The 23,648-nt window shown below is 70.7% G+C and carries 23 protein-coding genes and 1 pseudogene; 14 read left to right on the top strand and 10 right to left on the bottom strand.

Features of this window, described 5'->3' with window-relative positions; translation table 11 throughout:
- Positions 1-133: 133 nt before the first annotated feature.
- Positions 134-805 (bottom strand): DUF305 domain-containing protein, encoded by a 672-nt coding sequence (locus tag AB0M62_RS18675; protein WP_366075314.1) that lies wholly within the window; start codon positions 803-805, stop codon positions 134-136.
- A 185-nt stretch (positions 806-990) separates the two neighbouring features.
- Between AB0M62_RS18675 and AB0M62_RS18680 the strand changes: the two genes are divergently transcribed.
- Positions 991-2,487 carry a hypothetical protein gene (locus AB0M62_RS18680; protein ID WP_366075315.1) on the top strand — a complete coding sequence of 499 codons (1,497 nt, stop codon included), beginning with the start codon at positions 991-993 and terminating at the stop codon, positions 2,485-2,487.
- On the opposite strand, the gene AB0M62_RS18685 is transcribed toward AB0M62_RS18680, so the two are convergent.
- The 5 genes from AB0M62_RS18685 to AB0M62_RS18705 form a co-directional block, all read right to left on the bottom strand.
- Positions 2,478-3,104, bottom strand: coding sequence for a helix-turn-helix domain-containing protein (locus AB0M62_RS18685; protein ID WP_366075316.1), 627 nt, complete (start codon positions 3,102-3,104; stop codon positions 2,478-2,480). The two genes, AB0M62_RS18680 and AB0M62_RS18685, sit on opposite strands and share 10 nt — an antisense overlap.
- Before the next feature lie 158 nt (positions 3,105-3,262).
- Positions 3,263-3,961, bottom strand: a complete 699-nt coding sequence (locus AB0M62_RS18690) for an HAD-IA family hydrolase (RefSeq protein WP_366075445.1) — start codon at positions 3,959-3,961, stop codon at positions 3,263-3,265.
- A 2-nt stretch (positions 3,962-3,963) separates the two neighbouring features.
- Positions 3,964-4,665: a phosphatase PAP2 family protein gene (locus AB0M62_RS18695; RefSeq protein ID WP_366075317.1), complete on the bottom strand. Its 702-nt coding sequence runs from the start codon at positions 4,663-4,665 to the stop codon at positions 3,964-3,966.
- A 33-nt stretch (positions 4,666-4,698) separates the two neighbouring features.
- Positions 4,699-5,634, bottom strand: coding sequence for a M56 family metallopeptidase (locus AB0M62_RS18700; RefSeq protein WP_366075318.1), 936 nt, complete (start codon positions 5,632-5,634; stop codon positions 4,699-4,701).
- An 86-nt stretch (positions 5,635-5,720) separates the two neighbouring features.
- Complete coding sequence (locus AB0M62_RS18705; RefSeq protein WP_366075319.1) at positions 5,721-6,335, bottom strand: DUF5134 domain-containing protein; 615 nt, start codon at positions 6,333-6,335, stop codon at positions 5,721-5,723.
- Between the two features lie 194 nt (positions 6,336-6,529).
- Between AB0M62_RS18705 and AB0M62_RS18710 the strand changes: the two genes are divergently transcribed.
- A complete protein-coding gene (locus AB0M62_RS18710; protein WP_366075320.1) occupies positions 6,530-7,084 on the top strand; it encodes a GNAT family N-acetyltransferase in 555 nt (184 codons plus the stop codon).
- Positions 7,085-7,132: 48 nt separating this feature from the next.
- Here AB0M62_RS18710 and AB0M62_RS18715 read toward each other — a convergent pair whose 3' ends face one another.
- The gene (locus AB0M62_RS18715) at positions 7,133-7,816 is read right to left on the bottom strand and encodes a glycerophosphodiester phosphodiesterase family protein (protein ID WP_366075321.1); all 684 of its coding nucleotides are present in this window, start codon (positions 7,814-7,816) and stop codon (positions 7,133-7,135) included.
- Between the two features lie 528 nt (positions 7,817-8,344).
- On the opposite strand from AB0M62_RS18715, the gene AB0M62_RS18720 reads away from it, so the two are divergent.
- The 4 genes and pseudogenes from AB0M62_RS18720 to AB0M62_RS18735 all read left to right on the top strand — a co-directional run.
- Complete coding sequence (locus AB0M62_RS18720) at positions 8,345-9,730, top strand: DUF6421 family protein (RefSeq protein WP_366075322.1); 1,386 nt, start codon at positions 8,345-8,347, stop codon at positions 9,728-9,730.
- Between the two features lie 26 nt (positions 9,731-9,756).
- Positions 9,757-10,518 carry an SDR family NAD(P)-dependent oxidoreductase gene (locus tag AB0M62_RS18725; protein WP_366075323.1) on the top strand — a complete coding sequence of 254 codons (762 nt, stop codon included), beginning with the start codon at positions 9,757-9,759 and terminating at the stop codon, positions 10,516-10,518.
- Entirely contained in the window at positions 10,515-11,576 is a 1,062-nt protein-coding gene (locus AB0M62_RS18730; protein ID WP_366075446.1) for a low specificity L-threonine aldolase, read from the top strand. Before AB0M62_RS18725 ends, AB0M62_RS18730 begins: the two co-directional genes overlap by 4 nt.
- 39 nt (positions 11,577-11,615) lie before the next feature.
- Positions 11,616-12,110, top strand: a pseudogene (locus tag AB0M62_RS18735) (phenylalanine--tRNA ligase beta subunit-related protein); the annotation flags it as partial.
- A gap of 40 nt (positions 12,111-12,150) precedes the next feature.
- On the opposite strand, the gene AB0M62_RS18740 reads toward AB0M62_RS18735, so the two are convergent.
- Entirely contained in the window at positions 12,151-12,873 is a 723-nt protein-coding gene (locus AB0M62_RS18740) for a lysophospholipid acyltransferase family protein (protein ID WP_366075324.1), read from the bottom strand.
- 148 nt (positions 12,874-13,021) lie between these two features.
- On the bottom strand, positions 13,022-13,438 hold the full coding sequence (locus tag AB0M62_RS18745) for a DUF4395 domain-containing protein (protein ID WP_366075325.1): 417 nt from the start codon (positions 13,436-13,438) through the stop codon (positions 13,022-13,024).
- A 76-nt stretch (positions 13,439-13,514) separates the two neighbouring features.
- Between AB0M62_RS18745 and AB0M62_RS18750 the strand changes: the two genes are divergently transcribed.
- The 6 genes from AB0M62_RS18750 to AB0M62_RS18775 all read left to right on the top strand — a co-directional run bounded on the left by AB0M62_RS18750 (position 13,515) and on the right by AB0M62_RS18775 (position 19,872).
- Positions 13,515-13,928, top strand: coding sequence for a thioredoxin family protein (locus AB0M62_RS18750; RefSeq protein WP_366075326.1), 414 nt, complete (start codon positions 13,515-13,517; stop codon positions 13,926-13,928).
- 229 nt (positions 13,929-14,157) lie between these two features.
- Positions 14,158-14,664 carry a flavin reductase family protein gene (locus AB0M62_RS18755; protein ID WP_366075327.1) on the top strand — a complete coding sequence of 169 codons (507 nt, stop codon included), beginning with the start codon at positions 14,158-14,160 and terminating at the stop codon, positions 14,662-14,664.
- A gap of 191 nt (positions 14,665-14,855) precedes the next feature.
- The gene (locus AB0M62_RS18760; RefSeq protein ID WP_366075328.1) at positions 14,856-15,641 is read left to right on the top strand and encodes an electron transfer flavoprotein subunit beta/FixA family protein; all 786 of its coding nucleotides are present in this window, start codon (positions 14,856-14,858) and stop codon (positions 15,639-15,641) included.
- Between the two features lie 55 nt (positions 15,642-15,696).
- Positions 15,697-16,659, top strand: coding sequence for an electron transfer flavoprotein subunit alpha/FixB family protein (locus tag AB0M62_RS18765; RefSeq protein ID WP_366075330.1), 963 nt, complete (start codon positions 15,697-15,699; stop codon positions 16,657-16,659).
- A 152-nt stretch (positions 16,660-16,811) separates the two neighbouring features.
- Positions 16,812-18,119 carry an aldolase/citrate lyase family protein gene (locus AB0M62_RS18770; RefSeq protein ID WP_366075331.1) on the top strand — a complete coding sequence of 436 codons (1,308 nt, stop codon included), beginning with the start codon at positions 16,812-16,814 and terminating at the stop codon, positions 18,117-18,119.
- A gap of 358 nt (positions 18,120-18,477) precedes the next feature.
- A complete protein-coding gene (locus AB0M62_RS18775; RefSeq protein WP_366075333.1) occupies positions 18,478-19,872 on the top strand; it encodes a serine/threonine-protein kinase in 1,395 nt (464 codons plus the stop codon).
- Positions 19,873-19,901: 29 nt separating this feature from the next.
- Here AB0M62_RS18775 and AB0M62_RS18780 read toward each other — a convergent pair whose 3' ends face one another.
- Positions 19,902-20,966, bottom strand: coding sequence for a LacI family DNA-binding transcriptional regulator (locus AB0M62_RS18780; protein WP_366075334.1), 1,065 nt, complete (start codon positions 20,964-20,966; stop codon positions 19,902-19,904).
- A gap of 126 nt (positions 20,967-21,092) precedes the next feature.
- Between AB0M62_RS18780 and AB0M62_RS18785 the strand changes: the two genes are divergently transcribed.
- Positions 21,093-22,055 carry an ROK family protein gene (locus AB0M62_RS18785; protein WP_366075335.1) on the top strand — a complete coding sequence of 321 codons (963 nt, stop codon included), beginning with the start codon at positions 21,093-21,095 and terminating at the stop codon, positions 22,053-22,055.
- 299 nt (positions 22,056-22,354) lie between these two features.
- A complete protein-coding gene (locus AB0M62_RS18790) occupies positions 22,355-23,647 on the top strand; it encodes an ABC transporter substrate-binding protein (protein WP_366075447.1) in 1,293 nt (430 codons plus the stop codon).
- Position 23,648 lies beyond the last annotated feature (1 nt).

Here is a 23,648-nt window from a genome sequence, read left to right on the forward strand (position 1 = left end):
GCTGGGTGCTACCAGGATGACACCGGGACCCGCCCGCGGGCCACGGCCCGGCGGGCACCGGTGTGTCACGGGAGGCGGATCGCGGGAGGCGTGGCACGGAGGCATGTGCCGGCGGGGCCGGCCGGTGGGCATGTCACGGCGTCATGGACCGCATCCGGCCGATCTCGGCGGTCTGCTGGGCCATGACGTCCGTCGCCATCTCCTCGACGGTGATGTTGTTCCCGTCGGCGAGGGCCTCGGTGGCCATGGTGACCGCGCCGTCGTGGTGAGTGATCATCAGCTTCAGGAAGAGAGCGTCGAACGCCTTGCCCCTGGCCCCGCCCAGCTCGGCCAGCTGCTTCTCGGTGGCCATCCCCGGCATCGCGCCGTGCTGGTGCCCGTCCTGCTTCTTCGGCCCGCCGTGCTTGTCCAGCCATCCCTGCATGGCGCCGATCTCCGGCTTCTGGGCGGCCGCGATACGGTCGGCAAGGCGCTTCACCTTGTCGGATCCCGCCTGCTCGCGTGCCAGTTCGGTCATGGTCAGAGCCTGGGTGTGGTGCACGATCATCATCTGGGCGTACCGGAAATCGGCCGCGTTGGGGCTGTCGTCCGCCCGCTCCGCCGCGGCGTCCTCGGCCGACAGGGTCCTGGCCGGCTCGCCGGGTCTGCCCGGCGCGACCACCGAAGGCCCCGGTGCCGCGCCGTTTTTCGGCGAACCGGCGTTGTCGCCCGACTCGCAGGCACCGAGTGCGAGTACCGCGGCGACGGCCGACACCGTCACGGCGGACCAGCGGGCACGCGCACTCTTCTGACGACGGATCAACACCACGACCTCCTGTGACGCCCGGGTATTGCGGGGTGGTTGAGCACCGTCCTAGCACGCTTCCGAACGGCAGTGATCAAAAACTTGCATTACATCTTCGTTGCCATCTGTTGGAATGTGCATGCAAAGGAAGATACTGCCGTGGTCCGTGACCCGTTCAACTCCGAACGGATACAAGGGAGGACGTAGTGACCTCGTTGCACAACACCCGCGTGCGGCGCAGACACCTGGGTGTGGCCGCAGCCGCTGCCGGGCTCTTCGCCACACTTCTGGCGGCCGGTCCCGCGGCTGCCACGCCCGATCCCGGGGACGCCCCGACCCAGGGGCAGGTCTCCAAGGGACTGGCGGCCGACACCCGGTCCGCTGTGGAGAACGGCGAGATACCCGGCGTGGACGAGATCGTCCACAGCGACAACATCAACCACATCGCCAACATCCCCAAGGACGCCCTCCAGGGTCTCAACACCGACCTGGCCTTCCAGGGCGAGTACGCCTTCGCGGGCAACTACGACGGCTTCGTGATCTTCGACATCAGCAACCCGAAGGCCCCGAAGACCGTCAGCCAGGTGCTCTGTCCCGGAGCGCAGAACGACATCTCCGTCTCGGGCGACCTGCTCTTCCTGTCCACCGACTCCTCGCGCAGCGACAACTCCTGCACCAGCACCTCGCAGCCGGCGACCGAGAAGTCGTCCTGGGAGGGAATGAAGATCTTTGACATCAGCGACAAGAAGAACCCGAAGTACGTCGCCGCTGTCGAGACCGCCTGCGGCTCGCACACGCACACCCTGGTGCCCGAGCGCCGGAACGTCTACGTGTACGTCTCCTCGTACTCGCCCAACGCGACCTTCCCGGACTGCCAGCCGCCGCACGACGGGATCTCCGTCATCAAGGTGCCGCGCAAGGCACCCGAGAAGGCGGCGGTCGTGAACTTCCCGGTGCTCTTCCCGGGTGAGGGTCCCGACGGCGGCGGCAACCCGGGCGGGCCCACCAACCCGGGTGTCTCCAAGACCACCGGGTGCCACGACATCACTGTGCTGCCCTCCAAGGACCTGGCTGCCGGAGCCTGCATGGGCGACGGCATCCTCTTCGACATCGAGGACCCGGAGAACCCGAAGGTCATCGACCGTGTCCAGGACAACGTGAACTTCGCGTTCTGGCACTCGGCGAGCTTCAACCAGCGTGCCGACAAGGTCGTCTTCACCGACGAGCTGGGCGGCGGCGGCGCGGCGACGTGCAACGCGGCAGTCGGCCCGAACCGTGGCGCCGATGGCATCTACGACATCACCGGCGAGGGCGACAAGCGCAAGCTGGTCTTCCGGAGCTACTTCAAGATCGATCGTCCGCAGGCGGACACAGAGGTGTGCGTGGCGCACAACGGTTCGCTGATCCCGGTCAAGGGCCGCGACATCATGGTCCAGGCCTGGTACCAGGGCGGTGTCTCCGTGTGGGACTTCACCAACTCCGCCAAGCCGAAGGAGATCGCGTACTTCGAGCGCGGGCCCGTCACCCTGGACCGCGTCACCACCGCGGGTTCCTGGTCCGCGTACTACTACAACGGCCACATCTACTCGAACGACATCGCCAAGGGCTTCGACGTGCTGAAGCTCGACGACCGGCGCACGGACGGCGCCGAGAGGGTGCGGCTGCGCGAGCTCAACGTGCAGACCCAGCCCGACTACCGCTGATCAGGGCTGCCGTCGGGCGGCTTGCCGCCCGGCGGAGCTCCCAGCTCCCAGTCCAGCCCGTACCGCTGGAACAGCTCCGCCCGCAGCCGGGGCAGCGGCATCGGCGCCCCGGGCAGCAGCACCGCCACCACCGCGCCCATGAGCAGGGCCCGCAGCAGCGGGTAGTCGGTATCCACATCCGTGGATCCGGACCGGACGATGGTGTCCCGCAGCAGTTCCGCGAGGCGCTGCTGCTCGGGGCACTGGACAAAGCCCTCCGCCTGCAGAATCCCGGCCATGTGCGTCCGCATCAGCACCGGATGATCCCGAGCCAGGCCGAGAATCGCGTCGATGGCCCGGGCCAGCCGCTCACGGCCGTCGTCGGTACGCGGCTCCCGCTCCAGGGCCGCCTCCAGCGTGCGGTGCATCAGGCGGTGCACCGCGGACTGCAGGAGCTGCCGCTTGCCGGGAAAGTAGTACGACACCAGTCCGCGGGCCGCACCGGCCCGGTCGGCGATGTCGGCCAAGGTCGTGGCCTCGTAGCCACGCTCCCCGACCAGGTCCACCGTCGCCTGCAGCAGGCGCTCCCGGGAACGCCTGCGCAATTCTTCATTGACCGAGGCGCTGCGCGGGGACATGCTTAACTCCTGCGTTGACTGGCTCCCAGCCAATATACTCAGCGCATGCCGAGCCGGGCCCTTCCGGGGTGCTCGTGGTGCGGTTGTGCCGTCGGTACTGGGCGACGCGGGGGATCGTCCAGTACCGAGGGCGTTCTGCTGCACCGCCCCGGGACACCTCAGCGCCCCGTGCCCACCTGGGCCAGCACCGGCCGGAGCCCGTCGGGCCGTTCCGCCGTCGGCAGATGGTCCACGAAGTGCACCTCACAGCCGAGCGCCGCCGCGCCGCCGTCCGCGTGACGGTCGTCGCCCACCATCAGCACCTCGCCGGGAGGCCGGCCGAGCGCCGCACAGGCGGTGCGGAAGAGCAGCGGGTCCGGTTTCTGGACACCGTGTTCGTACGAGAGGACGTACGCGCCCACATGGGTGTGGAGGCCATGGGCCCGGAACACATGGCGGAGATCCCAGCCGACGTTGCTGACCACACCCACGCCGATTCCACGCCCGCGCAGCGCGGAGAGTACCTCGGCCGCGTCGGGATAGGGGGTCCACGCGACCGGCGTCATATGGCGCTCGTACAGAGCGTCGTGCAGCCGCGGATCGGGCAGGGAGACCTGCCGGCTCAGACCGGTGTACGCCGCGCGGTGCCGTTCGGAGCTCTCGTCCCGGGTGGCCCACAGCTCGGCGAGCTCCGGCGGCAAGGCGACGGGATCGGCGCCACCGGGCAGTGCGCCCGCCGTCTCCAGCCGCGCCGCGTACTCCAGGAACTCGGCGCGGGGCAGCCTGATCCGGAAATCGCCGAGGACGGCACCGAGCCAGGACCGGGTGGACTCGATTCGGAAGAGGGTCCCGGAGAAGTCGAAGAGCACGGCCGTGATCGTCATACGCGTGAGCCTCTCCTGCCCCTGCCGGAACCACACCGCGCGTACAGGATGGCCGAGAGTGCCACAAGTGCGGCCCCGAACAGGCAGCCGCCCAGGACGTCGGAGAACCAGTGGACGCCCAGATACAACCGGGTGAGGCCGACGCCTACGACTGAGACGGCGGCCACGGCGACCGCCGCCCGCCACACCGGCGCGGTCGCTCCGAACCGCCGCAGCAGCCACAGCAGCAGCCCGAAGGCCACGACGGCCGTCATCGCGTGCCCGGATGGGAAGGCCGCGTAGTGCGCCGAGTCCACCGGGTCCTGCCAGCGCGGCCGCTCGCGCCCGACGGCCGCCTTGAGACCCTGCTGCAGGAGCGTGCCCACGACAGCGGTGACCACGACCCACCCGGCGAGCAGCCGATCACCCCGCCACAGGAGCCATCCGGTGATGAGCGCCAGCATGGCCCGCATCGCCCACGGGTCCCAGACCCAGTCGGTCAGCACACGGTTCAGATGGACGAAGCCGGGGTCGTTCACGGCCTTGGCGTGCAGTACGTCGGCGACCTCGCGGTCGTACGCGAGGAGCGGCGACCACTCGGCCGCGACCAGCGCCAACAGGACCGCCGACAGCACCGCGAGGACCCCGAGCAGCACCCCCGCACCGGACGGACGGGCGAACGGCGTACGGGACTTGGGGGGCGTGGCCGTAGTGCGCATGACGCGATCATCGCCGATGGCGGGTCCGCCGGGCTATCCGAGAGTGCTGAGTCCCGGAATGAACGCAACGAGCAGCGGAACGGAGGGCACCAGCGCGGCGGCCGCGGTCAGCCGGAGGCGACGGCCCGCGGTCAGCCGGGGCGTGGCGGTGAGCAGCCGGTGCACCCGCTGCGGCACCTGGGCCTGCGGAGTGGGACACGGCCCGAACACGCCCCGGTGCTCGTTGAGTTCGACCAGGGCCAGGGCGATGGTCAGCCGGCCGAACCGGCGCGAGGCGACGTCGTCGGCGGCCAGTTCCACCAGCCGGTGCATCTCGTCGCGGAACGCGGCGAACACCGGCACCTGTGGAAAGCCCGTGGCCAGGGCTTCGGAACAGTGCAGCAGCCAGTCGTGCCGGGCCGCGGCATGCCCCTGCTCGTGGGCGAGTACGGCGTCCAGCTGGCGCCCCTTCAGGCGCTGGAGTGCGCCTGTGGTGATGACCAGTCGGGGCGCGGCGCCCGGCAGCCACCAGGCGTCGGGGCGCGCGCCTTCCAGGACGACCAGCCGTTCGGGGCCGGGCTCCTCCCCGGGCAGCAGTGGGGAGCGCACCAGGAGTTCCGTGCGCCGCTGCCTGCGTCGGAGACGGGTACGGCGGATTTCCTGTGTGAGCATCGCCGCGGTCCACAGGGCGCCGCACGCGAGCAGAACCGCGGTACCGGCGGCCCATGGGCCGCCCACCCCCAGGGCGTACGCCTCGACCACCCCGCCCGGCGCGTGGGCGAACACCGGGCCGCGCACCGCCTGCCAGGCGGCGGCCGCGCTGATAGTCATCGAGAGCGCGAAGGACAGCAGCACCCCGGCCACCACGCACTGCCACACCCACAGCGCCACCACCGGCTCTCGCTCCGGCCAGTCGGCCCGGGCCAGCAGCCTCGGGGCCACGACAGCGGCCAGTGCGCCGAGCAGCAGCAGCACCCAGGGGACCATCATGGCTCCAGCCTATGAGCTGCTGCTACTCGCGGGTATGACCTTGACCGCCAAGTGACGGACGACACGTTTCCGTAGCGGTGCTGCGGTCAAAGGGCGAGCAGCATGGCGAACATCCCGATGCCCATGGCCAGCCGGCAGGCGTCGGTCACCTCGGGCCGCACCGCCCTCGAACCGGTCAGGGCGGTCTTGCCGGGCCCGCCATGACAGCCGGGCCCGGCGAACCCGGCGGCTCCCGGCCCTCCGGCCGGGGCGGCAGCCGTGACGCTCATCAGCCCGGCCCCGGTACGCAGCACGTACACCCCGTAGTAAGCCAGCAGCAGACCGGTGAGCAAGGGGACGCCACCGGCCGTGGCCGCGCCGTGCCCCGCGTGGCCGGCGCCCGGCAGCATCGTCACCGCCATGTAGAGCATCGCCAGCGATCCGACCAGATGGTGCAGATGGTGGGCACTCAGCCGGGACAGCCACAGCGCCCTCAGCGCCGCGACGCCGAACACCCCGCACAGCGCCGCCCCCGCCCACTCCGGCGGCCCGGCCACCGCCGCGGGGACCGCCATTGCGGCCATGCCGAAGCCCATCACCGCCTCACCGCCGGCCGCGCTGCGCTGTTCGTCGGACGGACTGCGCAGCCGCAGCAGGCAGTAGCTGCCGGTCGCTGCGCACAGCGCCACGAGCAGCCATGCGGACGTCACCGGACCGTGCAAGGCGCACCTCCCCTTCGACGGTGTTCCCGGGGTTGATGCCCACGGCCCCCCGGGGCGCACGCGAGCGCAGCGGGGTAGTGGGGGAGCACACGGACCGCCCGACGGGGCCGGGTTACGCTCTGAGTGCCCGGGACCGGCGGCCGCGGCAGGACCCGGCGCCGGGACACCAGCACGTGAAACGGAGACCGCACCCGATGGACACCGCCCCGCGCCAGGCCGCAGCAGAACTCACCTTCCGGGACGCCACCGAGGCTGATGTACCGGCCCTCGTCGAGTTGATCGAGTCGGCATACCGGGGCGACGCCAGCCGGGCGGGCTGGACCACGGAGGCGGACATCCTGGAGGGGCAGCGCACCGATCCCGAGGGTGTCCTGGACGTGGTCAGGTCCCGCGGGAGCCGCCTGCTCGCGGTGGAGCGCGGGGGCGGGCTCGTGGCCTGCTGCCAGCTCGAGCACCGAGGCGACAGCGCGTACTTCGGCATGTTCGCCGTTCGTCCGGAACTCCAGGGCGCCGGCCTCGGCAAGGTGATCATCGCCGAGGCCGAACGCTCCGTACGTGAGACCTGGTGCGCCCGTGAGATGCACATGACGGTCATCTCGGCGCGGGACGACCTGATCGCCTGGTACGAGCGCCGCGGGTACCGGCGTACCGGGAAGATGACGCCCTTCCCGTACGGCGACGAGCGCTTCGGCATCCCACAGCGCGACGACCTGGAGTTCGAGCTCCTGGTGAAGCCGCTGGGCGGCTGACCGCGCCCGGTCCGCCGGCCTTCCCGGACCCGCTTGCTCCGAGGGACCCTAAGCCGTGAAGCGGCCGGTGCGCCGGATCTCGGGATAGTCGGTGGTGGCGCCGTCCAGCTCGAGCGCCCTGACGAGTCGCAGATGGTCCTGGGTGTTGACCACCCAGCCGATGACCTTCAGTCCGGCGGCGTGCGCGCTCTCGACCGTCTCCAGCGTGAGCCGGCGGATGTTGAGGGCGATCGCTTCCGCTCCTGCCGCCCGGGCGCGGTCCACGACGTCGGCGCCGTAGTGGCTCGCGATCAGGGTGGTGCGTACGCCCGGCACGAGCCGCGCGATCTCGGTGACCGCCTCGTCGTGGAACGACGACACGTCCACCCGGCCGGTGAGGTCCCGCCGGTGCATCACGTCGGCGAGGGCCCGGGCCGCCGCCACGTCCTTGATCTCCGCCTGCAGGGGCGACCGCACCGCGTCGAGGACCTCCTCGAAGACGGGGATGCGCTCGCCCTGGCCGGCGTCGAGCTCCCGCAACTCGGCGAGGGTCATGTCGGCGATGGCTCCCCTGCCGTCCGTGGTGCGGTCGACCTCGGCGTCGTGCATCACCACGAGTGCGCCGTCCTTGCTCAGGTGCAGGTCCAGCTCGATGACGTCCATGCCCGCGCGTTCCGCGCGGGCGAAGGACCGCAGGGTGTTCTCCGGCTCCACACCCATGACCCCGCGATGACCGATGGTGAGGAAAGTCAAGGTCTCTCTCGCTTCCGTCGACGGCGGCAACCCCGCGCGGCGACCTGACACCGACCACGCGGCAAACAGGGAGCCTAACGGCCTGCCCCGGCGATGGGACCGGGCTCACACGACACAATTTCGCCCGTGGAACCGGGCGGTTCCCGGCCCTCCCGCCTTCACCGCCGACCCTGCCGCGCATCCCGTCACCCGTGCGTGGGCGATTCCTGCGCGCCTTGACGCGGCACCGGGCCGATCGTCCGGTACGACGGCCGCGATCCCCGGTGTGACGAATGTCAGGCATACGCGTGGGGGCTTCGGGCAGTCGGAGGGCGGGTCCCCGGGAGTCACCTGGCCGGTCCGGGCCTGGACGACTCGTGGAACGCCCCCGCCGAAGTTGTGGAAGCGAGCGCCGCAGCCGCGTCAGACGGAAAGAATTGCGGTGACAGTGGGGTAAGCGCGGGATAATTTCCCGAGTTCCCACTTGAGTGGAAGAGCCTCGCGCGGCTACGGTGTCCTCACGCGAGGTTCTCCTGTGAAGGAAGTGTCATGACGGAAATTCTTGTGCAGGACGTGCCCGGTGGGGGCATAGCCACCGACGAGCGGGTGATCGACCACCCGGCATGGCCCGTGCTCAAGACCGCCGTGGAAGAGATCCGTCCCTGGCAGTCCAAGGACGGCTCCATTGATTTCGGCGCCGAGGGCGCTCCCTCCCGCGTCACGGCGGAGGCCACGCTGGAGCGTGCCGCCGCCGCGATCCAGGAGCTCGCTCCGCTGCTGCCGCACAACGCCGCGTACCACCGGGCCCTCGTCGCGGACCTGCGTAAGTGGGCCGACGGCGGGTTCGTGGTTCCGGACTTCCTGGACTCACTGCTCGCCTTCCAGCCGGCCGCGCAGCGCGCCGACGGCCGGCAGCACCTCGTGGTCTTCCCTATGTACACGCAGAACGGCAACCCCGACCGCAACCTCGAGGCCGTCGTCCTGCGCATGGTATGGCCCGAGTGGCTCGCCGAGCTGGAGCGCACCCGCTACGACAACCCGCTCTTCCTCGGCATCACCTTCGAGGACTTCACCGCCGGATACGACACCAACTCCGCGGTGCTCTTCCCCGAGACCATCGCCGTGCGCGAGGCGCCCGAGCGCTTCACCTGGGGCGGCATCTTCTGCGACCGCGAGGCTGCCCGCTTCCGCCGGGTGACCGAGGCGGCCGTCGCCACCCTGAGACTGGAACTCCCCGGCGACATCCGCGAGATGATCGCCGACCAGGAGCGCTGCGAGAAGGCCTTCGTCCTGTGGGACATGGTCCACGACCGTACGCACAGCCACGGTGACCTGCCGTTCGACCCCTTCATGATCAAACAGCGCCAGCCGTTCTGGATGTACGGGCTGGAGGAGCTGCGCTGCGACCTCACCGCCTTCAAGGAGGCGGTGACGCTGGAGGCCGAGGGCAACGTCCACGGCCGCGATGTGCAGTACGCCGTGCTGTTCGACCGGATGTTCCGTTTCCCGCTCAGCGGGGACCGCGTCCGCAACTACGACGGCCTCGGCGGGCAGTTGCTCTTCGCGTACCTCCACAAGCACGACGTGGTCCGCTGGACGGACAACACCCTGAAGATCGACTGGGAGCGTGCCCCGCAGGTCACCAACCAGCTCTGCGCCGAGATCGAGGAGCTGTACCGGGCCGGCATCGACCGCCCGAAGCTCGTCCACTGGTTCGCCGCGTACGACCTGGTCTCCACCTACCTCGCGCCGCACCCGGGATCGCGCTGGGCCAAGGGCCCGGACGCCCTCGACCTGACGCTGCCGCCGCGCAAACTCGTCGACGACGTGCTTCCGGACGAGTTTCCGCTCAGCATGTTCTTTGAGGCGCTCTCCAAGAAGCTCAAGGACGTGATTGCCTCCACCAAGGGGATCACCGCGGCGAGCGCCGCGTGACCACTCGTGCCCAGGAGGAGACGTCCATGAACGGAAACGGCAACGACAACGGGGCGCTCGCGGGAGCGGTGGTCGCGGTGGCAGGCGCCGCCGGCCCGGCAGGCCGCGCAGCACTTCTGAGGCTGGCGGAGGCGGGAGCGACCGTGGTCGCGTCCGACGCCGACGCGGCCCGTCTGGCGGAGGCGGTCGACGCGGCGCGTTACGCCCACGGAGGGGCCACCGTCGTCGGTGACACCGTCGACCTGCTCGATCTCGGCGCGACGCGGGAATGGGCTACGCGGACCGAGAAGGAGTTCGGCCGGATCGACGGTCTGGTCCACCTCGTCGGCGGCTGGCGCGGCAGCGCCACCTTCGCGGAGACCGACCTCGCCGACTGGGAGCTGCTGGAGAAGCTGCTGATCAAGACCGTCCAGCACACTTCGCTGGCGTTCCACGACGGGCTGCTCCGCAGTGACCGCGGGCGCTATCTGCTGATCAGCGCGGCCGGTGCGTCCAAGCCCACCGCCGGCAATGCCGCCTACGCCGCTTCCAAGGCTGCGGCCGAGGCGTGGACGCTGGCGCTGGCCGACGCCTTCCGCAAGGCGGGGGGCGAGGAGGGGCCCCGTACGGCGGCTGCGATCCTGATCGTCAAGGCACTGGTGCACGACGCCATGCGCGCCGAGCGCCCGAACGCGAAGTTCGCGGGCTTCACGGACGTCACGGAGCTGGCCGAGGCCATCGCCGGCGTCTGGGACCGACCCGCCCAGGAAGTGAATGGATCCCGTCTGTGGCTGACCCCGCAACTCTGAGGACCGACGCCCGCCGGCATCACGACCCGGCGGTGCGCGGATTCGCCAGCGACAACTACGCGGGAGCGCATCCGGAGGTTCTGGCGGCGATCGCCCTCGCCAACGACGGCCACCAGGTCGCCTATGGCGAGGACGACTACACCGAGCACCTGCAGAAGGTCATACGAAGCCACTTCGGCCCGTACGCCGAAGCCTTCCCGGTCTTCAACGGCACCGGAGCCAACGTCGTCGCGCTCCAGGCCCTGACCGACCGCTGGGGCGCGGTCATCGCCGCCGAGTCCGCGCACATCAACGTGGACGAGGGCGGTGCGCCCGAGCGGATGGGCGGGCTCAAGCTGCTCACCGTCCCCACGCCGGACGGCAAGCTCACCCCCGAGCTCATCGACCGGCAGGCCTGGGGCTGGGAGGACGAGCACCGGGCGATGCCGCAGGTCGTCTCGATCACCCAGAACACCGAGCTCGGCACGGTCTACACGCCGGACGAGATCCGGGCCATCTGTGAGCACGCCCACGAGCGCGGCATGAAGGTCCACCTGGATGGCGCGCGGATAGCCAACGCCGCGGCGTCCCTGGACGTACCGATGCGCACGTTCACCAACACCGTGGGTGTGGACGTCCTGTCGTACGGCGGCACGAAGAACGGCATGCTCTTCGGCGAGTCCGTGGTCGTCGTCAACCCGGACGCGGTGCGGGCGATGAAGCACATCCGCAAGATGTCCATGCAGCTCGCCTCCAAGATGCGGTTCGTCTCGGTGCAGCTGGAGGCGCTGCTGGCCAAGGACCTGTGGCTGCGCAACGCCCGGCATGCCAACGCCATGGCGCAACGGCTCGCCGACGGTGTCCGCGCGGTCGGCGGTGTGGAGATCCTGTACCCGGTGCAGGCCAACGCGGTCTTCGCGCGGCTGCCGCACGAGGTGAGTGTGCGCCTGCAGAAGCGTTACCGCTTCTACTTCTGGGACGAGGCGGCCGGCCACGTGAGATGGATGTGTGCCTTCGACACCACCGAGGACGACGTCGACGGCTTCCTCCTGGCGCTCAAGGAAGAGATGAACAGGTAGCACCTTGCATGGATATGCGGCCGACCGGAATTCGATTGATTCCGGTCGGCCGATTCGTTCGGGGCCAAGCCCTCACGAACCCGCAACTCGGCCGAGGCGCTGGCCCGGAGGGCGCTCACGGACGGCGGACTGCCGCGCATCAACCTGCTGGTCGACCTCTACGACGCGATCAGCGTGGCCCACCTGATCCCCGTCGGCGGCGAGGACACCGATCACATCCGGAGCGGCATGCGACTCGTCAGGGCGGCGGGCCAGGAGCCGTTCGCCACCGTCGCGGGTGGCGAACCGGCTGTCGATCACCCCGAGCCCGGGGAGGTCGTCTGGTGCGACGACGAAGGCGTCACATGCCGGCGCCGGAACTGGCGCCAGGGCGTGCGCACCCGGCTCACCGAGGAGTCGGTGAACGCCGTCTTCCTGCTGGAGAGCCTGGCTCCCACGACCCACGGCGAACTCATCGGCGCGGGCGCCGAACCCGCCGAGATGCTGGAAAAATGCAGCCCCGGGGCGAACATCTCGGTCGGAACCCCGGAGTGACGTTTCGGCCGGGGCCTCCGGCTTGCGCCGGGCCCTCGGCTCAGCCGGCCTCGCGCACCTGTGCAGGCGTCGGCGCGGTGCCGCCGAGGTGCGCGGGGATCCACCAGGTGTCATCCGCGTCCTTGGGACGCACCGGATAGGCGCGCTGCGCGGCCTCCAGCAGCTCCTGCACACGCCCGCGCAGCCGCCGGGTGATCGCACCGGCGTACTCGTCGGTGGGCGCGGGCATCGGCTCGCCGACGCGCATCGTGATCGGGATGTGGCTGCGGCCGAAGTTGCGCGGCCGGCCCTTGGTCCAGATTCGCTGGGTGCCCCACAGCGCCATCGGGATCAGCGGAACGCCGGCCTCCTGGGCCAGACGCGCGGCCCCCGACTTGAAGCTCTTCAGCGTGAAGGACTGGGAGATCGTCGCCTCGGGGAACACGCCGATGATCTGACCGGACCGCAGTGAGTCGAGCGCGTGCGCGTAGGCCGCCTCGCCCTGCTTGCGGTCCACCGGAATGTGCTTCATGGCACGCATCAGCGGCCCGGACACCTTGTGCCGGAACACCGACTCCTTGGCCATGAAGCGAACCAGCCGCTTGGAGGGCCGGGCGGTGAGCCCGGTGAAGATGAAGTCCAGATAGCCGATGTGGTTGGAGACCAGGACGGCGCCGCCCTTGCGCGGGATGTTCTCCGTCCCCTTCATGTCGATGCGCAGGTCGAACGCCTTGAAGACGGCGTGCGCCGCACCGATCACCGGGGGATATACCAGCTCTGCCATCTCGAGGGGGGACCCTTCTCTCATGCCTGGGGAGGGTTCTCCCGGCGAAAGTTACGCAGCCGTAGGTTCCGGCAATGGTGCAGATCGTGCCCCATGTACGCCCGGGTGGCCAGTCCTGCTGCCCGCAGGGCGCGAGATTCTCATCACTTCATGAGGACCGCGCGGTCACCCTGCGCAGCAGAAGGTACATCTCACAGCCCAGGCAGTAGCCGAACGCGGAGTTCAAGAAGGCCGCGGCGAGCGCCCCCGCGGTCGCTGTCATGCCGAGCCACAGCGGCCCCGCGGCGTAGCCGGCCAGCCCGACCGCGGCGAAGGCGAGTCCGATGGCTTGCGCGAAGCGGGGCGGCGCAGCGTCCTCGAACTCCGTGGGGGGCCCGACACGGGGCCGGACCGCCGCGCGGAACAGCAGGCCGTACGGCGAACGCTGGACGCCGGCGAAGGCCCCGATCGCGAAACACAGCGTCTGCCACGCCAGGAGCGACGCGCTCCCGGTGATCAGTACAGCGGCCAGCACGACGGTGGAGACGGCCGCGCCGAACCGGGGGCCCCTGATGTCGATGTCCATGCGCCCCAGCATGGCGCAGGTAATGCCGTGCCGAGAACCGGGAATTCTTGCGGTCGTGTGAATGCTGGAGGGTGGGATGACCGGACTGATGGTGTGCGTGGCGGTGCTCGTGGCGGCGAGCGTCTTCGGGCTGCTGCACACGCGGCGCAGCGGGAGGCTGAAGGTGCGGGGGCGGGACGACTCGAGGTGGCTCGGCGCCGCCGACCTGGGTACGGAACTGGGGGCACGGGCGACGCTCGTCCAGTTCTCAAGTGCCTTCTGCCAGCCCTGCCGGGCGACCCGGCGGACGCTCGCCGACGTGGCGGGCATGGTGGCGGGTGTCGCGCATGTCGAGCTCGATGCCGAGGAGAACCTCTCTCTCGTCCGTGAGCTGGGGATCATGAAGACGCCCACCGTACTGGTGCTGGACCGCCAGGGGCGCGTCGTCCGCAGAGCGGCCGGGCAACCCCGGAAGGCCGATGTCATCGCCGCACTCGGCGAAGCGGTGTGAGCGGGCAGGGGGCGCGGGCAGGTGCACGAGAACGGGCCGTGACGCGGCTCGCATCTCCGGCCGGGCACTTGACTGCACCCACCACGAATCGTCAGTCTGACGCCATGCGGCCACAACTCCTTCTCCACGGCCGGGTCCACGTGGACCTCGCCCGCGATGCGAGCGCGCGCTGTCCGGGTTGCTGAGCAACCACGGCCCCAGCTCGTCTCCACCGCACAAGGACAAGTCCATGACCGCCACGCCCGATCTCGGCACTCTCCGTCAGGCTTCGCCCGACCTCCTCCGCTCGGTCTTCCGGCAGCACGCAGCGGGTGTCGCGGTGATCACCGCCGCGGGGGAGAACCCCGCCGGCTTCACGGCCACCTCGCTCAACTCGGTCGCGGCCGAACCTCCGCTGATCTCTTTCGGCGTGGGCACCGGCTCCTCCAGCTGGCCCGTTCTCGCCCAGGCGGAGCACATCGGCGTACACATACTCGGCGAGCACCAGCAGGAGCTGGCCGCCACCTTCGCCCGCAGCGGCGCCGACCGATTCGCACCGCCCACCGAATGGCGTACGGGGCCCGAGGGCGTGCCGGTGCTCGAAGGCGTACTGGCGTGGCTGGTGTGCCGGGTGGTGGCACGGGTGCCTGCAGCGGACCACCGCATCGTGGTCGCGCAGGCCGTCGTCGGAGACCCCGAGGGAGCCGGCCGGCCGCTGCTCTACCACCAGGGACGCTTCAACGCCCTGAGGGACTGAAAGGACGCCGGTTACGCAGCGTTGGCAAGGTCACAGTTCAAAGCGCTTGCTTACGGGGAAACTGCTGGGTGTACTGACGAGTAATGTTTCGTTCGGAGCGCGGCCCGCCCCGACCGGGATCCGCCCAGTAAGGCGCCTATGCTGCCAAGCACAAGGCAGCTCAATAGAGACGATGCAGTAGGAGAGCCGGCGTGAGCCTGAGGATCGTTGTCTGTGTGAAGTACGTGCCCGACGCCACCGGCGACCGGCACTTCGCCGATGACCTGACCGTCGACCGCGATGACGTCGACGGCCTGCTGTCGGAGCTCGACGAGTACGCGGTCGAGCAGGCACTGCAGATCGCCGACGAGGCGGACGACGCGGAGATCACCGTGCTGACCGTCGGCCCCGAGGATGCCAAGGACGCGCTGCGCAAGGCGCTTTCCATGGGCGCCGACAAGGCCGTACACGTCGAGGACGACGATCTGCACGGCACCGACGTCATGGGCACCTCGCTGGTGCTCGCCAAGGCCATCGAGAAGACCGGCTACGACCTGGTCATCTGCGGAATGGCCTCCACCGACGGCACCATGGGCGTGCTGCCGGCGATCCTCGCCGAGCGCCTGGGCGTCCCGCAGGTCACGCTGCTCTCCGAGGTCTCGGTCGAGGACGGCACCGTCAAGGGCCGCCGTGACGGCGATGCCGCCAGCGAGCAGCTCGAGGCGTCCCTGCCGGCCGTCGTGTCGGTGACCGACCAGTCGGGCGAGGCGCGTTACCCGTCCTTCAAGGGCATCATGGCCGCCAAGAAGAAGCCGGTGGAGTCCCTGGACCTGGAGGACCTGGAGATCGAGGCCGACGAGGTCGGTCTCGAGGGCGCCTGGACCGCGGTCGACGCTGCCGCGCAGCGTCCGGCCCGTACCGCGGGCACGATCGTCAAGGACGAGGGCGAGGGCGGCAAGCAGCTGGCCGAGTTCCTTGCGAGCCAGAAGTTCATCTAAGGCTCACTGCCCCCAACTGCCCCCAGATACTTCGCATTCGCAGGAGACAATCCCCATGGCTGAAGTTCTCGTCTACGTCGACCACGTGGACGGCGCCGTCCGCAAGCCCACCCTCGAGCTGCTGACGCTGGCCCGCCGCATCGGCGAGCCCGTCGCCGTCTTCCTCGGCTCCGGCGCCGACGCCGCCGCCTCCGTGCTCGGCGAGCACGGCGCGGTGAAGGTCCTCGCCGCCGACGCCCCCGAGTTCGCCGACTACCTCGTCGTGCCGAAGGTGGACGCGCTCCAGGCCGCGTACGAGGCCGTCTCCCCGGCCGCCGTGCTCGTCCCCTCGTCCGCCGAGGGCAAGGAGATCGCGGCCCGTCTCGCGGTCCGTATCGGCTCCGGCATCATCACCGACGCCGTCGACCTCGAGGCCGGTGACGAGGGTCCGGTGGCCACCCAGTCGGCGTTCGCCGCCGCCTTCACCACCAAGTCCCGTGTCTCCAAGGGCACCCCGGTCATCACCGTGAAGCCCAACTCGGCGCCCGTCGAGGCCGCCCCGGCCGCCGGCCAGGTCGAGCAGCTCGCGGTCGCCTTCGGCGAGCAGGCCACCGGCACCAAGGTCGTCTCCCGCACCCCGCGTGAGTCCACCGGCCGTCCCGAGCTGACCGAGGCCGCGATCGTGGTCTCCGGCGGCCGTGGCGTCAACGGTGCCGAGAACTTCCACGTCATCGAGGCGCTGGCCGACTCGCTCGGTGCCGCCGTCGGCGCCTCGCGCGCCGCCGTCGACGCGGGCTGGTACCCGCACTCCAACCAGGTCGGTCAGACCGGCAAGTCGGTCTCCCCGCAGCTGTACATCGCCTCCGGAATCTCCGGCGCGATCCAGCACCGGGCCGGCATGCAGACGTCGAAGACCATCGTGGCCATCAACAAGGACGCCGAGGCCCCGATCTTCGACCTGGTCGACTACGGCGTGGTCGGCGACCTCTTCGAGGTCGTCCCGCAGCTGACCGAAGAGGTCCGGTCCCGCAAGGGCTGACCTGCAGCATCTCGGAAGTCCCGGGGCCGCGTGGTGATCTTCACCGCGCGGCCCCGGGCCGTTCCGGGCAACCATTGACGCAGGTCGGGCACGGAGACTAATTTTGCTATACGGATTGTTGATTCCGTGCAGCGGAAATAGGAGGGTGCAGGATGGGTCAGCACGAGAAGGTGGCAACGAGCCTCGCAGGCGCGGTCAGCGAGGGCATCAGCGCCTCCCTCGCCCCGGTGGACGCGGAACTCGCCCGCCGCTACCCGGGAGACCCCGGCACCCGCCAGCCCGTCCACACCGTCTACGTCCCCGGCGACGTATTCGAGCCCGGCACCGTCCGCTCCTGGGGCGACCAGGCCCTCGCCGCCCTCGACGAGCACGCCCCCGACGCCGCCGCCCTCGCCGGTGTCCTCGGCATCTCCGACGAGCTCGCCGGCCCGGTCTACGAGCGCGTACGCGCCAAGCTCCGCCGGGAGCCCGTCGAGGACCTGCGCATCGATTTCGAAGACGGCTACGGGCCGCGTCCGGACGACGAGGAGGACGCCGCGGCCGCTCGCGCCGCCCGCCTGGTCGCCGACGCCTTCCGCAGCGGCAGCCCCGAGAACACCGCCCCCCACATGGGCATCCGGATGAAGTGCATGGAGGCGGCCGTCCGCGACCGCGGCATCCGCACCCTGGACATCTTCCTCACCGGCCTGATGGAGGCGGGCGGACTCCCCGGGGGGCTGGTCCTCACGCTGCCCAAGGTGACGTATCCCGAGCAGGTCACCGCGATGGTGCGGCTGGTCGAGGAGTTCGAGAAGGCGCGCGGACTGGAGCCCGGCCGGATCGGCTTCGAGCTCCAGATCGAGACCAGTCAGTCCATCCTCGCCGCCGACGGCACCGCCGCCGTCGCCCGCATGATCGACGCCGCCGAGGGCCGGGCCACCGGGCTGCACTACGGCACTTTCGACTACAGCGCCTGCGTGGGCGTCAGCGCCGCCTACCAGTCCAGCGACCACCCGGCCGCCGACCACGCCAAGGCCGTCATGCAGGTCGCCGCCGCCGGCACGGGCGTACGCGTGTCCGACGGCTCCACCAACGTCCTGCCGGTCGGCTCGACCGCGCACGTCCACGAAGCCTGGAAGCTGCACTACGGCCTCACCCGCCGCGCCCTGGCCCGTGCGTACTACCAGGGCTGGGACATGCACCCCGGTCACCTCCCCACCCGTTACGCCGCCGTGTTCGCCTTCTACCGCGAGGGCCTCGAGCCCGCCGCCGCCCGGCTGGCCGCCTACGTGGCAAAGACCGAGGGCGACATCATGGACGAGCCGGCGACCGCCAAGGCCCTCAGCGGCTACCTGCTGCGCGGCTTGGACTGCGGCGCTCTGGACACCGGCGAGGTCGCCCGGCTCACCGGGCTGACCCGCGCCGATCTCGAGGCGTTCGCGATCCCGCGCCGGGCAGCCCTGACGGTCACCGCCCCCTAGGCCCCTGTCCGGGCGCTCTCGTCGGGACCGCGACGACGGCTACGGCACCTCGCTGTGTTGTCGGAGTCGCCCAAGTACGTCCAGGACGAGGGCGATCCTCCGCCGTGCGGTGCGCCGCACCCGACGCCGCGGTCCGGATGCAGCGCGAGGCGAGAGCCGCCGCCCGCATCCGGCACCCCGGAGTCGTCGCCGTGCACGACGTCGCCGAGGAGGGCGGCAGGCCCGTCATCGTCATGGAGCTCATCGACGGGCCGTCTCTGGACGACGTGTTGGGCGAGCGCGGCGTCCTCGAGGCCCATGAGGCCGCTGTCATCGTGCCCGGGTCGCCGAGGCGCTGGGCGCCGCGCACCGGGCCGGTGTGCTGCACCGCGACGTCAAACCGGGCAACATCCTGCTGGACCGCGGTGGCCGGGTGGTGCTCACGGACTTCGGCGTCGCCGCCATGGACGACCCCGGTGACGGCTCCACCACCCATATCACACGCAGCGGCGAGATCGTCGGGTCGCTGGACTACCTGGCGCCCGAGCGGGCCCAGGGCCATGAGCCCGGCCCCGCGTCCGACGTGTGGGCGCTGGGCGCCACGCTGTACCCGGCCGTCGAAGGCGCCCCGCTCTTCCGCCGCACCTCCACGTGGTCGACGCTCAACGCGATCGTCGTGGAACCGCTGCCGGAACCGCGGCGGGCCGGGCTGCTCGGGCCCGTCCTGCGGCAGTTGCTGCACAAGGACCCCGCGCAGCGTCCCGACGCCGAGCGGGCGGCGCAGCTGCTCGCGGCGGTCGGCACCGGCCAGGAGGCCCCGGCCGAGGCGCCGGCGCCTGCCGCGCCGCCGGTGAGCCCCGCATCCCGGTCCGCGGTGCCTCCGTCCTCGGTGCCCCCGCCCGCCGTGCCCCGGCCCTCGGCTCCTCAGGTGCCGACCGTGGCCAACGCGGTGCCTCACCAGCCGCCGGGCTTCGGCCCGTTGGTGAGCAACCTCCCCGAGTCCACCCCCGCCATGGCGACGGCCTCGGGGCCGGGTGGCCGAGGTGGTGCTCGCCGTGCCGGTGGCCGGGACAGGGCCGTGATGGCCGCGGCGGTCGCGGCCGTGCTCGTCGCGGGCGGTGCCCTCGCATACGTTCTCACCGACCGGTCCGACGAATCCCCGCGTGGCCGGGAACTGGCCGCCGACGCGCGGCCGGGCGCGTCCGCCCCGGCGGGCGAGCGGCTCAGGCCCGGCGCCCTGCCGTCCGAGGGCAGGAGTGGCTCGGCGTCACCGGTCCGGTCCGGAAAGGACGGGGCAGCGGAGAAGTCCCCGTCCGGCACGGCGAAACCGCCCGCGGGTGGCGACGGCGGCAAGGGATCCGGAGGTACGGACGGCGGTTCGGCGGGGTCCGGCTCGTCGGGGGGCTCGAACGGCTCCGGCTCGTCGGGGGGTTCGAGCACCGGCGGCGGAGGGACCACCAGCTCGTCCGGCGGCGGCCAGCCCGCTCCGGCACCGGCCTGCCACGGCATCGGCGGCGGCAAGTACAACTGCCAGGTCTGGCGCACTGCCAAGTCCTACAGCCACTCCGGCAACGAGGTGGGTGTGCTCAACGCCGGCACCAACTACTTCTACTGTCAGGCAGACCTGGGCCGTCGCGAGACCTCCGGGCAGTGGACGAACGTCTGGTGGGCCCGGACCGACGACGACAGCGGCAACACCGATGTGTACGTCAGCGTCGTCTTCGTCCAGGGCGGCGACAACGACCAGCCGGTGCCCGGCCTCCCGGCCTGCTGAGCGGCCACCGCCCCGCAGCCGGCCCGCTATCAGGCGGAGGGCGGGATCTCACCCGAGCCGCGCCGGATCAGCCGTGTCGGAAGCTGTATGCGTTCCGGCGCGCCGCCCGCGCCCTCGAGCCGGCGGAACAGGCGTTCCGCCGCAGTCCGGCCCAGCCGCGCGGCGTCCTGCGCGATGACGGTCAGGGCGGGCTGGAGCAGCTCGGCGAGTTCGATGTCGTCGAAGCCGACCAGAGCGACGGGGCGGTCCCAGCTCGCCAGAACGCGTACCGCCGTGACAGTCACGCGGTTGTTGCCCGCGAAGAGTGCGGTCACCGGCTCCGGCCCGCTCAGCATCGCCGTGGCGGCGGCCCGGACCCGGGAGGGCTCGGTGGAGCCCAGCGAGATCCAGGACTCGGCCACCGGCAGCCCGGCCCGGTCCATCGCGGCCCGGTAGCCGCGCAGCCGCTCGCTCGCGGTATGGATCCGCGGCTGGTCGCCGATGAAGCCGATGCGGCGGTGGCCATGGGCGATCAGGTGCGCAACGCCCTCGCGGGCCCCGCCGAAGCTGTCGGAGAGCACCACGTCGGCGTCGATGCGTCCGGCCGGGCGGTCCACGAAGACGGTGGCCACGCCCGCCTTGATCTCGGGCTCCAGATAGCGGTGGTCGTCCCCGGCCGGGATGATGATCAGCCCGTCCACGCGGCGGGCGCACAGGGCGAGTACGAGTTCCTGTTCGCGCCCGGGCTCCTCGGCGCTCGAGCCGTTGATCAGCAGTGCGCCGTGGGCGCGGGCCACCTCCTCCACGGCGCGGCTCAGCGGGCCGTAGAAGGGGTCGGCGAGATCCTCCAGGACCAGGCCGATGCTGGCCGTGCGGCCCTTGCGCAGCACCCGGGCGCTGTCGTTGCGGCGGAAGCCGAGCGCGTCGATGGCCTCCTGGACGCGGCGCTCGGTGTCGGGGGTGACTCCCGGCTCGCCGTTCACCACCCGGGAGACCGTCTTGAGGCCGACTCCGGCGCGGGCGGCGACGTCCTTCATGGTCGGCCGGTTGCCGTAGCGGGGCTCGGGCTGGCGGGCGGTCTCGGCCACAGTGCGCTGTCCTGTCGTTGTCGGCATGGGCGTCGTCGGAGGATCCTATGAGTGTGGTGTCGAGCATAGAGCCTGGACAACGTTGTCAGAGGAATGGAGACTGGTCACCGAATCCGCCTCTCGCCCCCCTTCTCACCTGGAGATCCCACCCACATGCACACCGACCTCGTCGCCGCGCTCGACATCGGCGGCACCAAGATCGCCGGCGCGCTGGTGGACGCCGGCGGGCGGATTCTGGTCCGTGCGCAGCGCCCGACACCCGCGGAGGAGGACGGCGCGACGGTGATGCGTGCCGTGGACGCGGTGCTCGCCGAGTTGGCCGAATCGCCGCTGTGGGCGGGGGCTCAGGCCCTGGGCATCGGCAGCGCGGGCCCGGTGGACGCCGCCGCGGGAACGGTGAGTCCGGTCAACGTGCCAGGCTGGCGCGGGTTTCCGCTGGTCGAGCGGGTACGCCCGGCCGCCGGCGGGCTGCCCGTCACCCTGGTCGGTGACGGGGTCGCGATGACGGCCGCGGAGCACTGGCAGGGCGCGGCCCGCGGCTTCGACAACGCCCTGTGCATGGTCGTCTCGACCGGGGTCGGCGGCGGCCTCGTGCTGGGGGGCCGGCTGCACCCGGGCCCTACCGGCAACGCCGGGCACATCGGCCACATCAGCGTCGACCTGGACGGCGATCCGTGCCCCTGCGGGTCCAGGGGCTGCGTCGAGCGCATCGCCAGCGGCCCCAACATCGCGCGGCGCGCGGTGGAGAACGGCTGGCGTCCGGGGCCGGACGGCGACCTCACGGCCGCCGCGGTCGCTGCCGCCGCCCGGGCCGGAGACCCGGTCGCCGGCGCCTCGTTCGACCGGGCGGCGCAGGCGCTCGCCGCCGGGATCGCCGCCACCGCGACGCTGGTCGAGATCGACATCGCGGTGGTCGGAGGGGGAGTCGCCGGCGCGGGCGAGGTGCTCTTCGCGCCGCTGCGCCGCGCCCTGCAGAACTACGCGACGCTCTCGTTCGTGCAGAACCTGCGCGTCGTACCCGCGGTGACGGGTACGGACGCGGGTCTGGTGGGCGCGGCGGCCGCCGCCCGGACGGCCGGAGTGACCCCGGCCACGGCCGCGCCGGCCGGCGCCTGAGAGGGCCGCCTCACAGACTTGCTGCGCGGATCGCGACGACGCCGGTCAGCGCTCCGACCACTCTTCGGCGCTCTGTTCGGACGGTATGGCGGAAAGATGACATCGTGTCGCTTGGGTGACGCGCGTTTACGGTAGGCCGTGTTGGACTTTGTTGCGTCAGACCCCTTGACTGCACACCTTCTTGGGAGTGAGATCCAAGCCTTGCGTTCGGTTGTGTTCGGTTGCAGCCCGGAGGAGGGGACATGGCACAGTCATCGTTCGAAGGTTCGGTCACGCCCGGCAGCGTGGCAGGACATCGGATGTCCCGCCGAAGTCTCCTGCGTGGTGCGGCAGTCGGGGCGGGGGCGGTCACACTGCCGGCCCTGCTCACCGCGTGCGGCGGCGGCCCCGGCGGAGACGGCAAGACCGTGACCCTGGGGTCCAACTCCTCGGACCCGGTGCCGAAAAAGGCCTTCGCCAACGCCTTCGCCGCGTACGAGAAGCAGGCCGGTGAAGGCCGGAAGGTCAAGGTCAACACGGTGGACCACAACACCTTCCAGGAGAACATCAACCGCTATCTGCAGGGCAAGCCGGACGACGTCTTCATGTGGTTCGCGGGCTACCGCATGCAGTTCTTCGCCAAGAAGGGGCTGCTCCACGACATCAGCGACAACTGGCAGAGTTACGAGGGTTTCTCGGACGCGCTGAAGGCCCAGTCGACGGGCGAGGACGGCAAGCAGTACCTCACGCCGTATTACTACTACCCGTGGGCGGTGTTCCACCGGAAGAGCGTGTTCGAGGAGCGCGGCTACCAGGCTCCCGGGACGCTCGACGAATACCTCGCCCTCGCCAAGCAGATGCGAAAGGACAAGCTGGTCCCCATCGCGTTCTGCGACAAGGACGGCTGGCCGGCCATGGGCACGTTCGACTACATCAACATGCGCACCAACGGGTACGAGTTCCACGCGTCCCTGATGGCGGGCAAGGAGGCGTGGACGGACAACCGGGTGAAGCAGGTCTTCGACACCTGGCGCAGCATCCTCCCGTACTGCCAGCCGGGTGCCAACGGCCGCACCTGGCAGGAGGCCGCGACCAGTCTCCAGAAGAAGGAAGCGGGCATGGCGGTCTTCGGACTCCCGCATCCCGGGGCCCAGTTCCCCGAGGAGGAGCAGGCCGACATCGACTTCTTCCCGTTTCCGGTGATCAACCCCGAGCACGGCCAGGACGCGGTCGAGGCGCCCATCGACGGGTTCCTGCTGGCGAAGAAGGCCAGGAACCTCAGGAGCGACGCGGGCATGGAGAGCGCGAAGGATCTTCTGAGCTGGCTGGCCACCGGTGAGGCGGAGGACATCTACCTGGCCGGCGACCCCAACAACATCGCCGTCAGCGACAAGGCCGACACCTCGAAGTACACCCCGATTCAGAAGAAGGCCGTGGCACTGGTCTCCGGGGCCAAGCAGATATCGCAGTTCCTCGACCGCGACACCCGGCCGGACTTCTCCTCGACGGTGATGATTCCGGCCATCCAGAGTTTTATCAACGACCCGAAGGACGTGGACGGCCTGGTCAACGGCATCGAGAGGCAGAAGAAGACCATCTTCGCCGCCGACTGAC

Source organism: Streptomyces sp. NPDC051219, assembly GCF_040682335.1.
GTDB lineage: Bacteria > Actinomycetota > Actinomycetes > Streptomycetales > Streptomycetaceae > Streptomyces.